At 55.0% G+C, this 14,661-nt stretch carries 12 protein-coding genes; 4 read left to right on the forward strand and 8 right to left on the reverse strand.

Annotation, left to right across the window (positions count from 1 at the left end; all coding sequences use genetic code 11):
• Positions 1-11: 11 nt before the first annotated feature.
• The 5 genes from VH86_RS04425 to VH86_RS04445 form a co-directional block, all read right to left on the reverse strand.
• Positions 12-878 (reverse strand): ABC transporter ATP-binding protein, encoded by an 867-nt coding sequence (locus VH86_RS04425; RefSeq protein ID WP_045832073.1) that lies wholly within the window; start codon positions 876-878, stop codon positions 12-14.
• Positions 850-1,755, reverse strand: coding sequence for an ABC transporter permease (locus tag VH86_RS04430; protein ID WP_038647110.1), 906 nt, complete (start codon positions 1,753-1,755; stop codon positions 850-852). The genes VH86_RS04425 and VH86_RS04430 overlap by 29 nt, the downstream gene beginning before the upstream one ends.
• Complete coding sequence (locus tag VH86_RS04435; RefSeq protein WP_045832033.1) at positions 1,752-2,777, reverse strand: ABC transporter permease; 1,026 nt, start codon at positions 2,775-2,777, stop codon at positions 1,752-1,754. The genes VH86_RS04430 and VH86_RS04435 overlap by 4 nt, the downstream gene beginning before the upstream one ends.
• Positions 2,774-4,300 carry an ABC transporter substrate-binding protein gene (locus VH86_RS04440; RefSeq protein WP_369800303.1) on the reverse strand — a complete coding sequence of 509 codons (1,527 nt, stop codon included), beginning with the start codon at positions 4,298-4,300 and terminating at the stop codon, positions 2,774-2,776. Before VH86_RS04440 ends, VH86_RS04435 begins: the two co-directional genes overlap by 4 nt.
• Positions 4,301-4,465: 165 nt before the next feature.
• Positions 4,466-5,620, reverse strand: coding sequence for a mandelate racemase family protein (locus tag VH86_RS04445; RefSeq protein WP_045832035.1), 1,155 nt, complete (start codon positions 5,618-5,620; stop codon positions 4,466-4,468).
• Positions 5,621-5,945: 325 nt separating this feature from the next.
• Here VH86_RS04445 and VH86_RS04450 point away from each other — a divergent pair, with 325 nt between their 5' ends.
• From VH86_RS04450 to VH86_RS04465, 4 genes are all read left to right on the forward strand, one after another.
• A complete protein-coding gene (locus VH86_RS04450) occupies positions 5,946-7,061 on the forward strand; it encodes an ABC transporter substrate-binding protein (RefSeq protein WP_045832036.1) in 1,116 nt (371 codons plus the stop codon).
• A gap of 131 nt (positions 7,062-7,192) precedes the next feature.
• Positions 7,193-7,615 carry a DUF2231 domain-containing protein gene (locus VH86_RS04455; RefSeq protein WP_045832037.1) on the forward strand — a complete coding sequence of 141 codons (423 nt, stop codon included), beginning with the start codon at positions 7,193-7,195 and terminating at the stop codon, positions 7,613-7,615.
• The gene (locus tag VH86_RS04460; RefSeq protein WP_045832038.1) at positions 7,612-8,904 is read left to right on the forward strand and encodes a sorbosone dehydrogenase family protein; all 1,293 of its coding nucleotides are present in this window, start codon (positions 7,612-7,614) and stop codon (positions 8,902-8,904) included. Before VH86_RS04455 ends, VH86_RS04460 begins: the two co-directional genes overlap by 4 nt.
• A 666-nt stretch (positions 8,905-9,570) precedes the next feature.
• Complete coding sequence (locus VH86_RS04465; protein ID WP_045814325.1) at positions 9,571-10,758, forward strand: PLP-dependent aminotransferase family protein; 1,188 nt, start codon at positions 9,571-9,573, stop codon at positions 10,756-10,758.
• Between the two features lie 33 nt (positions 10,759-10,791).
• Here VH86_RS04465 and uxuR read toward each other — a convergent pair whose 3' ends face one another.
• From uxuR to VH86_RS04480, 3 genes are all read right to left on the reverse strand, one after another.
• Complete coding sequence (gene uxuR, locus VH86_RS04470; RefSeq protein ID WP_045814384.1) at positions 10,792-11,559, reverse strand: Uxu operon transcriptional regulator; 768 nt, start codon at positions 11,557-11,559, stop codon at positions 10,792-10,794.
• Positions 11,560-11,643: 84 nt separating this feature from the next.
• On the reverse strand, positions 11,644-13,062 hold the full coding sequence (gene uxaC / locus VH86_RS04475) for a glucuronate isomerase (protein ID WP_045832039.1): 1,419 nt from the start codon (positions 13,060-13,062) through the stop codon (positions 11,644-11,646).
• Positions 13,059-14,540: a fructuronate reductase gene (locus VH86_RS04480; RefSeq protein ID WP_045832040.1), complete on the reverse strand. Its 1,482-nt coding sequence runs from the start codon at positions 14,538-14,540 to the stop codon at positions 13,059-13,061. The genes uxaC and VH86_RS04480 overlap by 4 nt, the downstream gene beginning before the upstream one ends.
• Between the last annotated feature and the right edge of the window lie 121 nt (positions 14,541-14,661).

Genomic DNA, 14,661 nt, shown 5'->3' on the forward strand with positions numbered 1-14,661 from the left:
ATGCTCTCTCCTCAAGGTTGTAACCAGCTGGCCTGGCGCTGTAGCACCGGTAATCGCGAGCGGCGTGCGTCCATATCCGGCAGCGAGGCCAGTAATCCCTGGGTATAAGGATGCCGCGCATGATCGAGCTGATCGGCGGCCAGCGATTCGACCACGCGGCCGGCATACATCACCAACACGCGATCGCAAAAACGTCGCACCAGATTGAGGTCGTGACTGATAAAGATCAGGCCCAGCCCGCGCTGCTGCACCAACTCATCCAGCAGCGTCAACACCTGCAACCGGACCGACACATCCAGCGCTGAGGTCGGCTCATCGGCGATCAGCAACTCGGGGTCGGTGATCAGCATCATGGCGATCATCACGCGCTGGCCTTGACCGCCTGAGATCTCGTGCGGATAACATTGGTACACACGCTGTGGATCGCGAATCTGTACCACCTCCAGCATCTCCAGCGCCCGCTGGCGTGCCACCTCGCGCTGCCCCGGATGGTGACTGCGCCAGGCTTCGGCAATTTGCTCACCCACACGTACCACAGGATTCAGTGAGTATTTAGGGTCTTGCATGATCATCGAAATACGTTTACCGCGCACGGCACGCATTTGTGCAGGCGAAGCGCATAGCAGATCGACATCCGCAAACTGCATGCGCTGTGCGGTCACTTGCGCGCTGCGCGGGTGCAGTTGCAACAGCGCCCGGCCGACCGTGGATTTGCCTGAGCCTGACTCACCGACAATTGCCAGCTTCTCTTTGCCTAACTGGAAGGAGATGCCACGCACCGCTGGCGTCATCTGGCGGCCATTGACGAAATTAACCTGAAGGTCCTGCACATCGAGCAGGGGAACAGCGCTATTCGCTACGGGGATCGAGGATGTCACGTAAGCCATCTCCTAAGAAATTAAACGCCAGACTGTTGATCAAAATCGCTAATCCCGGCACGGTCACTACCCACCAGCACTCCAGCATGTAAGTGCGGCCACTGGCGATCATTGCGCCCCATTCAGGATCGGGAGGCTGCGCACCCAAGCCAAGAAAACCGAGTCCGGCGGCGGTGAGAATAATGCCGGCCATGTTCATGGTGATGCGGATGATCACCGAGGGCAGACACAGCGGCACGATGTGTTTCCACAAAATGCGCAGAGAAGAGGCACCTTGCAGGCGCACGGCAGAGACAAAGTCCGCCTGACGCAGCGACAGCGCCTCCGCGCGCGCCAGGCGAGCAATCGGCGGCCAGGCGGTGAGGGTGATGGCCATCACCACATGTTCCAGGCCGGGACCCAGCGCCGCGACGAACGCCAACGCCAGCACCAGACTCGGGAACGAGATGAAGATATCGGTGACGCGCATTAATACGCTGTCCACTTTGCCGCCGAAGTAGCCGGCAGTCACACCCAACAGCAGGCCTAGTGGCCCGACGGTGATCGACACCAGCATGACGATGTACAAAGTAATGCGCGCCCCCCACACCAGACGACTGAAGATGTCGCGTCCAAACTCATCGGTGCCAAACCAGTGCTGTGCGTTTGGTGGCGTGAGTGCGTTATTCAAATCCTGAATCAGTGGGTGGTAGGGGGCGATCCACGGTGCAAACAGCGCCACGATCAGCAGCAGTAAAATGATGCCCCCACCGATGGCCGTGAGGGGATTGCAGGCCATTTGCCACAGGAAATGGCCGATACGCGAGAGAGTACGGCGACAGCGTGCCACGCGTTCACGCGTGGTGCTGGCATGAAGCAGATCGAGAGAGGCAGTCATACTTTGGTCCTCGGATCGAATACCTGATAAAGCAGGTCAGAGAGCAGGTTAAGCAGCACGAAAATCAGGCCGACCACCAATACGCAGCCCATCACCGCATTCATATCGCCGAGCATCAGGCTGCCCGTGAGATAAGAGCCAAAACCGGGCCAGGAAAACACGGTTTCAATCAATACCGCGCCTTCAAGCAGGGATCCATACGCCAGCGCCACCACCGTCAGCAGCTGCACCAGAATATTGCGGAAGGCGTGTTGCCAAATGACCTGCCACTCCGTCAGGCCTTTCACCCGCGCGGTCAAAATGAATTCCTGCGACAGTTGCGCCAGCATAAAGCTGCGCGTCATACGGCTGATGTAGGCCAGTGAATGGAAGCCCAACAAAGAAGCGGGAAGGATCAGATGATTGAGTGCGTTGTTAAACACCGTGAGATTGCCTGCCAGCAGCGCATCGATCAGCAACAATCCAGTGCGACGCGGCACAATGCCATCGAGACTGAAATCAACCCGACCGGCACCGCCGACCCAACCCAGATGCGCGTAGAACAGCAGTAAACCGACCATACCGACCCAGAAAATTGGCGTGGAGTAGCCGGCCAGACTGATGATGCGCACCAGATAATCCACCACGCTGTTGCGCCGTGCAGCAGCCCACACGCCCAGCGGCACGCCCAGACCGGTGCCGAGCAGAATGGCGAGTGTGGCCAGTTCAACGGTGGCTGGGAACACTCGCAGAATATCGTTGATCACCGGCTGTCCGGTGAGCAGCGCCAGCCCAAGATTGCCGTGCAGCAAGCCTTGCAGATAAATCCAGAACTGCACCCACAGCGGTTTATCAAAACCCAGCTGGTGGTAAACCTGCTGATAGGTGGCGTGATCGGCATCCGGTCCGACAATGGCCAGCACCGGATCCAGCGGCATCACGCGGCCAATAAAGAAAGTGAGTAGCAACAGGCCGAACAGCGTGATTGCGACCTGCAATACACGGCTACGCGCTCGCCGCCAGTGACGTTTGGTTAAGGTCATTGGGCACCTCCAGCCAGGCTATCCGGCGTTTTCCACACATCGCGCAGGAAGGTGGTGGCGGAAGGGTGCGGCACATAATCCTGTACGCGATTGTTCACCACCACTGAATCGGTCATTTGAGAAATCGGCATCAGAGCCGGAATCAACTGGTCATAACGTCGTTGAATGGCAAAATAATCCTGCTGCTGCTTTTGTGTATCTCGTTCCAGCAGCGCCTGATCGATCATCTTGTTGAGCTGGGCATCGTAGAAACCGGTGCGCCAGCCTTGAAAATTCGTCAGCCGGGCACTGTCAGCATTATTCGGGTTGTACAACAGCGAACGCAGACTAGAGTGCGGGTGCGGTTCTACACCGCTGCCACCTCGACCGACCAGTAAATTGAACTGGCGTTCGCGCATTGCGCCATAAATCTGGTTACCGGTGCCGGTGATGATTTTGGCGCGAATCCCTGCCTGCATCAGTGTCGATTGAATGGCGATGGCGATGTTCAGGAAGGGTTGGTCGGCTAACACGCGCAAGGTGGTGTCGAAGCCATTAGGGTAGCCCGCAGCCGCCAGCAACGCTTTGGCGCGTGGCACATCGAGTCGATAGCCGGGATCGGGCAGTGTTTCAGGCATACCAGACTGGATCGGACGCTGATGCAAGGTGCCATAACCGGCCATCAGGGTTTTATTGATGCCCTGATAATCGACTAAGTAGCGCACGGCTTCGCGCACTTGCGGGTTGGCGAAGTGGTCATCCTTCATGCTCATTGCCAGGTAATAGAGCGTGCCTTTCTGCACCGCATCAATGCTGAGATCGGGATCGTGGCGCAGCGCCTGCACATCAGGAATGGCCATGTTACTGGCGATATCGATATCCCCTTTTTGCATCATCAAACGCAGGGTTTGTGACTCCTGCAAATAGCGGAACACCACGCGGGTTAATCTGGCAGCGCCACGCCAGTAATTTTCATCCCTGCTCATGCGCAAGACATCTTTGGCCTGCCACACATCAAGACGAAACGGGCCTGAACCGGCTTCGTGCGTGGTTAACCAGCGGTTGCCCCAGTCATTATTGACCGCATGTGCCTGCACCGTTTTGCTGTCCAGCACCACCATGCTGCCGAGTGCGGCCAGGGAATAGAGCACCAGCTGCGGATCGTTAGGCTTAGGCAACTGGATCACCACCGTGTGGGCATCGGGGGCAGTGATCATCTGATCCACATTGTCCTTGCTAAAGCCGTACGATTTCCACACTGAAGCTTGTGCCAGATTTAGATGCAGCACCCGACGCATCGACCAAATCACGTCTTCGCTCGTCAGCGGGTGACCGGAATGGAAATGCACGCCGTCGCGCAGATGGAAAGTGAGTTGGCGATGATCGGCGCTGATCTCCCAACGTTCCGCCAGAGCAGGGCGCACGTGGGTGAGCTGGCGCGGGTCTAACTCGACGAGCCCATCATAAAGATTGACCACAATGCCCACTACTTCATTGCCGGTCATGGCAGCGGGATCGAGCGTCAATAGGTTGTTCATGTTCATGCCCACGATCAGCTGGTCGTCTGGCGTGGCGGCCAGCAGCGACGGGCTACCCGTGAGCAGCAGCAGCGCGGCACACCACGCTCTGCAATAACGAGAAATGTTCATAAGCAAAGTCCAGCAGGTCAGAGGTTTATAGTTGTTTGCCGTACTGCTTGTGTTCGACGCTTACCAGCGATTCACCGTATGCGTTTCAATCCAGCTGAAATTGATGTCCTCCCCGAGTCCAGGCCGCGTGGGTAGATGCACAAAGCCCTGGTCATCCATTGGATCGACCAGGCTGTTGAGATAGGCAGGCGGTTGTTCGTAATCGAGGAAAGGGTGCAGCAGTCCGCGCTCATACCAGCGGCAGTTACGAATCGCACCCACCACCGCGATGCTGGCTGCACCGTTGCCATGGACTTCACAATCCATACCGAAGGCTTCGGCCAGGCTGGCCACTTTCAGGGTGGCCGAGATGCCACCGACACCGTTGGCCCCGGCCCGTAGGATGTCACAGGCTCCTGCACGCACCCAATCGGCACGGCTGTGGTGTTTGCCGCCGAGACTCTCCGGCCCAAGAACGTCAATGCTGAGGTTTTCCGCCAGCCAGGCATAGGAGGCCATGCTTTCCTCTTCCATCGGCTCTTCAAACCAGGCGAAGTTAAGCTTCTCCAGTGCTTTACCGATGGTGAGGGCCTCGCTGCGACTGTACCAGTGGTAGCCGTCCAGCATTAGGGCGATATCCGGACCTACCGCTTCGCGTACCGCGGCACAGGCTTTGATATCCATCGCGGTGCTGGGGGCAAATGAAACCGGCGGCATCCAGGTATGCAGTTTGATGGCTTGATAACCGCGAGCTACCAACTTCTCGGCAAACTGGGCGTACTCGTCCGGCGTTGAGAGGCCACCTTCAAGCTCATCGCCACACATGGTGCTGCCGTAAGCGGGAATTTTCTCGCGATAGCCGCCCAGCAGCTTATGCACCGGCTGTTTAAGTTTGCGGCCAATCAAATCCCACAGGGCTTGTTCCACGGCGGAGAGCGCTCGTTCGGTGAGCTGATGTGCGCTGCCGCGCTGCCAGTGCACCAGATCCTGCCAAAGACGTTCACGATCAAAGGCGTTTTGCCCAATCAGCACCTTACGGAAGAAGGCGTTGACCACATGCGGCCGTATGACTTCTGCTGGCGCAAAGGCGTAACCACAATCGCCGTCTTCGCTGGTCAGGGTGAGCAGCGCCATTTGTGCATCGGTTTCTGCACCGGGATGGGAGTGCCCGGCGCTGTCGGAAACACGGCGCGTTGGGTAGGTAAAAAGAGTGACATCAATGGCACTGATCTTCACGGTATGGCCTCCAGAACGATTTCCATGCTCAGGCTGAGCGTTATCTAAAAATTAAAACGGTGTTTCATTTCGTAATTTATCCTTCACATTTTGTTTACGCATTAGCCAAAATGCGGGAAGAGCAGCCGATTAATTGGGCAGTTGCATGGCTTGCTGTGAGCATATTCACGGATGCGGGACGTTTTGTGAGCGATGGCACAGTGATGTGATGCGTTAACGGATGTAAAAAAATGTGTCCCAGGGGCTTTTCATTTCGCGTCTGCCAGGTAATAGTGACGCCGCGAAATTTTAATAATAATCATTATCATTTGTATGGGTAGACACAATGAAAAAATGGCTGTTAGCGCTGGGGTTACTGGCTGTGGCGGATTCCGCTTCGGCAAAAATCATCACTGACATTGCAGGACGTCAGGTTGAAGTTAAAGAGGAATCGAAACGCATTATTTTGGGCGAAGGGCGCCAGATGTATCTGTTGGCGGCTTTCGATACTGCTGCACCGTTCCATCGCGTGGTGGGCTGGCGTGATGACTTCCATAAGGCCGACTATGACGGTTATATGGCCTATGAGAAAAAGTATCCGGAAATTAAAAAGCTGCCGACCTTCGGTGGTGCAAAAGACGGCACCTTCAACGTTGAGCAAGCCCTGACGTTAAAACCGGATCTGGTGCTGATGAATCTGGAATCCAAAGCGGCGACGGATGAAGGCAAGTTGATTGAGAAGTTGCAGGCGGTTGGCGTACCGGTGGTGTTTATCGACTTCCGTGAGAAACCAATGGAGCACGCCGAGAAGAGCATCCGCATCATGGGCGAACTGGTCAATAACCCGCAGCGTGCTGAAGAAATCGTGGCTTTCCGCCGTGCGCAGATCGAAAAGGTGACCGACCGCCTGAAAAACTTCGCGGGTCCGCGTCCGAAAGTGATGATTGACCGTGCGGGCGGGTATACCGACGAATGCTGCATGTCGTTTGGAAACGAGAATTTTGGTCAGATGGTGGAACTCTCTGGCGGCAGCAATATCGCTAAAGATCTGATTCCAGGTACGTTCGGTACTCTCAACCCAGAGCAAATCATTGCCAGCCGCCCGGATGTGGTGGTGGTGACGGGCGCAAACTGGAAGAACTACAACACCGTGGGTAAATGGGTGGGCGTGGGGCCTGGTGCTGATACACAAGAAGCCACGGCACGTCTGAAGTTGCTGATGATGCGCGATGCGTTTAAAACTTTGCCAGTAGCGCATAACGGTAATGCGCACGCTATCTGGCATCAGTTCTACGACAGTCCGTATCAGTTTGTCGCGATACAGGCACTGGCCAAGTGGCTGCATCCGGACCTGTTCAAAGATCTCGATCCTGACGCCACCTTCCGCGAGTTCCATGAGAAGTTTCTGCCACTGCCTTATCAGCCAGGTTACTGGGTGACACTGCCGGCTGAGAAGTCATAATTTAGGCTATTTGCGGAAATAACGCGCATTACTCTTCATCTTTACTAATATTTTACAGGCGCCTGGCGGCGATTTCGGGGAAGCGAAATCGCCGCCATCGTCTGAATAATAAACGTAATAGGGAGAGTGAAATGTTGTATACCTCGGGACGTTCAGCGTTTGCTGTAGGGCTTTACGCTCTGCTGGAGCCGCTGCCGCTGGGCTTTTTTGTCGCCGCCTGGCTGTTCGATATCATCTATCTGCAAACCTTCGTCATCATGTGGACCAAATCAGCCAGTTGGTTGATTGCGATGGGTCTGGTGCTGGCCATCCTGCCAAGATTAATCAGTCTTGTTTACTTATTTCGCGGCCCTTATCCCAGTGAAAAAACGCACTTCTGGCTGTCGCTATTGGCAATCGTGCTGGCTATCGCGAATGCCTTTATTCATAGCCGTGATGCCTATGCGGTTGTGCCACTGGGCGTAACATTATCGACGGCGGTCGTCGTTCTGCTGTTACTTGCCAATGTTCAACTCGCACTGCGTGGACGTACCGTACAGGGAGGTCGCGTATGAAACAGATTCTTGGTGCAGTAACGCTCGCGATGCTACTCAGTGCCTGCGATGACGGTGCGTTGATTGATCCGCAAAAGCAAATTGGCCCCAATCCTGAGCTGCCGCAAGCACAAAACTTCTTTATGCCGCCGATGCAGGTGCCAGAAGCCATACCGTGGAAAGCGGGTGAAATGCCGAAGGTCGCGCAGGGGCTGAAAATTGAAAAGATCGCCGACAATTTGCAGCATCCTCGCCAGGTGCTGGTCCTTCCTAATAATGATGTGCTGGTCGCCGAATCCAACGGTACGCCGAAGCCGACCACGGCACCTAAAGATCTCATCACCGGTATGGTGAAAAATGCATCGGGTAAAGGCGGGGCTGGCGGAAACCGAATTACGCTTCTACGTAACGTGAACGGCAAATGGGAGCAACATCGTTTCATCGACAATCTTACCGCCCCCTTTGGCATGCAGCTGGTCGGAAACACGCTGTATGTCGCGAATGCCGATAGTCTGGTGAAGTTCCCGTATCAAACCGGGCAAACCGAAATTCACACACCGCCGGTGGAAGTTACTGAATTGCCTGGCGGGCCGATCAATCACCACTGGACCAAATCGCTGGTCGCCAGCCCCGATGGCAGCAAGCTGTATGTCGGCGTGGGGTCTAACAGTAATGTCAGTGAGAATGGCATTGGCGAAGAGTATCGTCGTGCGGCGGTACTGGAAGTGGATGCAGCCAGCGGAGCCAGTCGCATTTATGCCAGCGGTCTGCGCAATCCAACCGGTCTGCAATGGGAACCGCAAAGCGGCAAGCTATGGGCGATTGTCAACGAGCGAGACGAAATCGGCTCAGACCTGGTGCCAGATTACATGACATCAGTGCAGGAGAAAGGCTTTTACGGCTGGCCTTACAGCTATTATGGCCAACATATCGATGTGCGGGCGCAGCCACAGCGTCCCGATTTAGTCGAGAAGGCCATCAAGCCGGATTACGCGCTCAGCTCGCATGTGGCACCGCTTGGCTTGCTGTTCTATGGCGCAGATAACATGCCGCAGTATCGCGGAGGGGCATTTATCAGTGAGCACGGCAGTTGGAATCGTACGCCGTTGAATGGGTACCAGGTGGTGTGGGTGAAATTCGAAAACGGAAAACCGGTTGGACAGCCGCAGCCAGTCGTCACGGGATTCCTGACCGATGACCAAAAACAGGTACGAGGTTTGCCGGTCGGCCTGGCTTCAGACCAGCAGGGCGGTGTGTTGATCGCGGATGATGCCGGTAATGCCATCTGGCGTGTCAGTTCGGCAAACTGATTATCGCAGGCAATAAAAAAGGATTTGGCTATCACGCCAAATCCTTTTTTTATGTTCGCTAACTGGCTGGTAACCGCGCTGCGAACGGGGTGCTCAGCACTCCTCACAAAGCAAATCATAAAATGTGCGGGGGAATATTTCAAGTTTCGCAAAAATACTGTATGGTTATACAGGTGTTGAGTGGCGAGCGCAGTCTCATTGTTTTCTGATGACTCCCAGGGGCGCGGATTGTCAAATCCCGGCAGGTTTCAGGTGGTGCTGGCCTGTGGCTTCCACAATGAGTGGCGCTCAGCACTCCTCACAGCTGTGCTCAGGCCATCGGCGGGTGGAGTCAAAGCCCCGACGGCTGAAAGGCGCGCTCCTGTCAGAGGAGAAGGAAAGTGATGGAACTTGTTCGGTTACTCCTGGACCTGGTCCGGGTGATCCTGCAAATCATCGTTGCCCTTTTGCAACTGACCGGTCAGGCACATTGACCGGAACTTGAAGCAAGGCGGAGCTCACCCCTCCGCCTTTTTTCGTTCTTTGCCAGCAGTGATAATTTCGCCATATCCGTCGTTTCCTTCCGGTACTAAATTCTCTTTGCCAAACCGTGAAAATGTGATTATCAGCATAGCTAACTTATGTTATGAATTTAGCCTTAGAAAAATATAATCAGGTAAAGGTTTTATGTCGTCGCAAAAGTTATCCCATAACGTTAAACGCATTCATTCATCAGCCATTCGCGATTTATTGAAACACAGCAAAATGGAAGGGGTGATTTCACTCGGTGGTGGTATCCCGAATCCCGATCTGTTTGATACCGAAGGTCTGCGCATTGCCATGGACCGTGCGCTAACCCAGGATGGGCACAATGCGTTTCAGTATGGCTTGAGTGAAGGGGATCCGCTGTTACGTGAAGCGATCTGCCGCATTTCAGCCGATCGTGGTATCGATTGCACACCGGACGACGTTGTGGTCACTTCCGGGTCACAGCAATCACTGGATATCCTTGCGCGCGCGCTGATTAACCCAGGCGACGTGGTGGTGGTGGAGCGTCCGACTTATCTCGCCGCGTTACAGGTCTTCCAGTTGGCTGATGCGCAATTTAAGTCTGTGGGTACCGATGGCGAAGGCATGATCGTCGACGAGTTGGCAGAACTGGTCAAACAGACGCCAATCAAAGCCGTGTATATCGTTCCGACCTTTGGCAACCCAAGCGGTGTGACCTTATCAGAAGCGCGCCGTCAGCAGCTGGTTGCACTGGCGAAGCAGTATGATTTCCTGATTTTTGAAGACGATCCCTACAGCGAGATCAACTTCACCGACCAGACATTCCGCCCATTGAAATCCCATGCGCAAGCCATGGGTGCCAGTGAGAATGTCATTTATACCTCGACCTTTTCCAAAATTCTGGCGCCGGGTGCACGTGTTGGCTGGATTACCATGCCGGGTTGGTTGAAATCATCGGTGGTGAACCTGAAGCAGGCGACGGATCTGCACACCAGTGCCTTGTCACAATCCCTGACGCGTCATTATCTGGAAACCGGTCGCTTGCCGGAGCAGATTCGCTTGATCCGCGCGGCCTATAAGCAGAAGTGCGATGCACTGTGTGCAGCACTGGAGACGGAGTTGGGGGATAAGCTGCACTTCTATCGCCCGCTGGGTGGCATGTTCCTGTGGGCAACCTTCAAAGAAGCCTTCAACACCACCGAATGGCTGAAAACCACGCTGAGCAATGGTGTGGTGTATGTTCCCGGTGAGTTTTTCTACTGTGATAATCCGGATACTTCTACGCTGCGTATTTCGTATGCTTCAGTATCGGAAACCAATTTAGCTCTCGCAGCACAGCGTTTAAAAGCTTCGTTACCGCAGTAATCACCTGAAAGCCCTTGGTGACAAGGGCTCATGCTAGCCGTTGGCGCTGTCCAGCGGCCAGGATTCAAACAGGTAACCATCAAAATAGATGTCATCGACGTCTGAAAATTCCAGCAAGCGCTGTTTTACATTCTCCAGATGCTGCCACATGGCCTGCTTGGCGGCGCGTGCATCTTTCTTAATCAGCGTGGCGAGAATCTTCTTGTGGTCGTCCAGCCACTGTTTGCGGTAATGGGTGTTGACCAGATGACGATGCAGCTGGCTCCACATCACATTGTCTTCACGCCACTGCCAGGACTGCTTAAACAGTTCGACCAACATGCTGTTGTGGGTGGCTTCGGCAATCGCTAAGTGGAAATTACGATCGCCGTTCTCGCTCTCGTTGACCGCGCCAGAAGCGAGTTCTTTCTCTTCCAGTTCCAGCGCCTGTCGCATCTTAATGATGTCTTCACGGGTTGCCTGCAGCGCGGCAAACTCAGCAATATTGCTCTCCAGAAGCTGACGCGCCTGCAGCATTTCAAACGGCCCGGCATCATTGCAGGCCGCCTGCGCTGATGCTCGCGGTGTAGGACTGTCATTCACAACATAAATGCCTGCACCCCGGCGCACCTCAATCAAGCCTTCCAGTTCCAGCATAATCAGAGCCTCACGCACCAGCGTACGCGTGACATCCAGCAGCGCAGCCAGTTCACGCTCAGGCGGCAACCGCTCGCCCACGGCATACTGCTTTTGCGTAATCATGTTACGCAACATTTCCCCCACTTCCTGATAAGGGCGCTGTGCTGATGCTTGTGTTTTCATGAGCTCTTTTCTGCTGATTAAGAAGTTTACGACCACTGACGCTGCCATCAATTGCGCCCTGCACTATAGCACAGGGCGCAATTTTCAACGTGGATTGAGGGCAAAGTAGCGCTGTGCGTTGTTAAAGCAAATATCTTGCAGCATGCTGCCAAGTACGGCTTCATCGTGCGGCACAATGCCATCCTGCACCCATTGACCGAGCAGGTTGCACAGAATACGGCGGAAGTATTCGTGACGTGTGTAAGAGAGGAAGCTGCGTGAATCGGTCAGCATCCCGACAAACTGGCTGAGCAAACCGATTTGAGACAGTTGCTCCAACTGGCGCAGCATGCCATCGCGCTGATCGTTGAACCACCAACCGGAACCAAACTGCACTTTTCCGGCGATGCCCGCAGCCTGGAAGTTACCTGCCATCGTCGCCAGCACTTCGTTGTCACGCGGATTGAGGCAATACAGAATGGTCTTTGGCAATTGATCATTAACATCCATCGCATCCAGCAGGCGCGAGAGCGGCAAAGCAATATTGTTATCGCCAATGGAGTCAAAACCGCTGTCGGCACCGAGCAAACGGAACAGGCGAGTGCTGTTATTGCGAATGGCACCGATGTGTAACTGCATCACCCAATCACGTCGTGCATACTCGGAACCCAACCAGACCAGCACCGCGCTGCTAAACTGCGCGATTTCCAGTTCGCTTAGCGTGTCGCCGTTGCAACGTTTCGCCAGAATGGCGTCCAACACGCTATCGTCGGGAACCGGCGCAAAGCGCAGCACTTCAATCCCGTGATCCGCTGCACGACAGCCATGGGCAGAGAAGTGATCTAAACGGCGTAACAGCGCGGTGCGCAACGCATCAAAGTCGGTGATCGCCACATCCGCTGCTGCCTCCAGCCGTCCCAGGTATTCAACAAAGCCTTCAAGCTCAATCTTGAACACCTTATCCGGGCGCCAGCTTGGGGCGACATCAATATCAAAGCTGCTGTCTTCAGCAATCTGACGATGATATTGCAGCGAATCAACCGGATCATCGGTGGTGCCAACCATACGTACATTCATTTGACGCATAATGCCGCGTGCAGAAAATGCCGGGGTTGCCAGTTTCTCGGCGCATTCGTCCCATACGCGTTGTGCGGTGTCCGGCCCAAATAACGTATTGGTGATGCCGAATGGGCGACGCAGCTCCAGATGCGTCCAATGGTAGAGCGGATTGCCCAGCGTTTTGGGCACGGTGTGGGCCCACGCGAGATATTTATCGTAATCGCTCGTAGATTTACCGGTGATCAGTGATTCATCCACGCCCGCAGCACGCAAGGCACGCCATTTGTAATGGTCACCTTCCAGCCAAATCTGACCGAGGTTTGCGAACTGACGATCCTCGGCGATCTCCTGCGGGTTGAGATGACAGTGATAATCGTAGATCGGCATATCGGCGGCAAAGTCATGGTACAAACGACGCGCAACGTCGCTTTGCAGCAGGAAATCGTCATCCATAAAGTGCTTCATTTCGGCTCCTGATTCAGGGATGCAACGGCGGCACGGGCACCATGCTGGCAAAGTTGCGCGTACACCTGTTGAAGATGGCTGACGAAGCCCGGATTGGCGGGCAAATCGTCTCCAAAAATGGTTCTCACGGCAAGCAGGGCGCTAACACGGGCATCGCCTTCTGGCGTGTGCTGGTTGATGTCTTTTAGCGTAGCAATTAATGGGTCAACCACATCAAATGCTTCACCTCGTTCATTTTGTCCGAGTACGTAACGCATCCAGCCAGCAATGCCCAGCATCAAGTGGCGATAGTCACTGCCCTGCAGCAAGTGATAGCGCACGGAATCGAGCCAGCGCTGTGGCAGCTTCTGACTGCCATCCATCGCTATCTGTTGCGTCCGGTGGCGCAGCGAAGGGTTGCTAAAACGCTCAATCAACTGGCTGGCATAGGCGTGCAGATCGATCCCCTCAGGCATCGACAGCGTAGGTGCCTGCTCTTGCATCATCAGTGCCAATGCCGCCTGGCGATAGGTCGGGAGTTGCATGGTGTCAGCGATGGTTTCACAGCCACCCAAATACCCGAGATAGGCAAGAAATGAGTGACTGCCGTTGAGCATCCGCAGTTTCATCATTTCAAAAGGCGCAACGTCGGCCACAAACTGCGCGCCAGCGCGATCCCATTCTGGGCGACCGTTGACAAACTTATCTTCGATCACCCATTGGCGAAACGGCTCACAGGCCACGCCACAGGGATCGTCTACGCCCAGTAGCGCACGAATTTCCTGTTGAGTTTCGTCGGTCACTGCGGGAACAATGCGGTCAACCATGCTGCTGGGGAAAGTCACGTTCTCATCAATCCAATGCGCCAGTGCGGTATCGCGCAACTGCGCCAGGCCCACCACAGCGGCGCGCGCTACATGGCCGTTATCACGCAGGTTGTCGCAGGAGAGCACCGTAAACGGCCCAACACCGCGTTCACGACGAACACGTAATGCTTCGACGATGAAACCAATGGCAGATTTAGGCGTCGTGGGGTGCGCAATATCATGTTGTATCAACGTATTGTCAGCATCCAACTCACCGTTAGCACCTTGGGTGCAATAGCCTTTTTCCGTCACCGTCAATGAAACGATAGCGGTTTCCGGACGAGCCAGCGCGTCGATAATGCCGTCGTGTCCATCCAGTGCAGGGTGCATGGCTTCTTTGATGGCCGCAACGAGGTGAACATCGTTCTGCTCGGCACCTTTTTCCGTCACGCTGTAGAGCAGATCTTGCTGGCGCAGTTGTTCGACCAACAGTTTGCCGCTCGCCGACATCAGGTTGACCTCACAAATGCCCCAGTCAGTGTCGCTGATTTCAAGCAGATGATGCAGATACAACGCCTGATGCGCGCGATGAAAGGCGCCACAGCCGATATGCACAATACGCGGCACCAGCCGCTGATGATTCCAGGCGGGGCGGGTGACGTTGAACTCGCCATTGGCAAGGTTGTGTTCCATGTAAACTCCATTCGACCCGATGCGCATAAATGCGCACCCTACATCGGACCGATGCATGTTAGGGAGAGGCCCCATATGGCCTACCGGTGGAATTTGGGGGGATGTCCCCTACAGCCTACCG

Origin of the sequence: Pantoea sp. BL1 (genome assembly GCF_000963985.1) — a bacterium.
In the GTDB taxonomy this organism is placed as follows: Bacteria; Pseudomonadota; Gammaproteobacteria; order Enterobacterales; family Enterobacteriaceae; genus Pantoea; species Pantoea rwandensis_B.

Coding starts and splice junctions, on each gene's coding strand:
- VH86_RS04440 (WP_369800303.1), bottom strand. CDS start 4,300: ATGAACATGAACAACCTATTGACGCTCGATCCCGCTGCCATGACCGGC.
- VH86_RS04430 (WP_038647110.1), bottom strand. CDS start 1,755: ATGACTGCCTCTCTCGATCTGCTTCATGCCAGCACCACGCGTGAACGC.
- VH86_RS04460 (WP_045832038.1), top strand. CDS start 7,612: ATGAAACAGATTCTTGGTGCAGTAACGCTCGCGATGCTACTCAGTGCC.
- VH86_RS04465 (WP_045814325.1), top strand. CDS start 9,571: ATGTCGTCGCAAAAGTTATCCCATAACGTTAAACGCATTCATTCATCA.
- uxaC (WP_045832039.1), bottom strand. CDS start 13,062: ATGAAGCACTTTATGGATGACGATTTCCTGCTGCAAAGCGACGTTGCG.
- VH86_RS04480 (WP_045832040.1), bottom strand. CDS start 14,540: ATGGAACACAACCTTGCCAATGGCGAGTTCAACGTCACCCGCCCCGCC.
- VH86_RS04435 (WP_045832033.1), bottom strand. CDS start 2,777: ATGACCTTAACCAAACGTCACTGGCGGCGAGCGCGTAGCCGTGTATTG.
- uxuR (WP_045814384.1), bottom strand. CDS start 11,559: ATGAAAACACAAGCATCAGCACAGCGCCCTTATCAGGAAGTGGGGGAA.
- VH86_RS04455 (WP_045832037.1), top strand. CDS start 7,193: ATGTTGTATACCTCGGGACGTTCAGCGTTTGCTGTAGGGCTTTACGCT.
- VH86_RS04450 (WP_045832036.1), top strand. CDS start 5,946: ATGAAAAAATGGCTGTTAGCGCTGGGGTTACTGGCTGTGGCGGATTCC.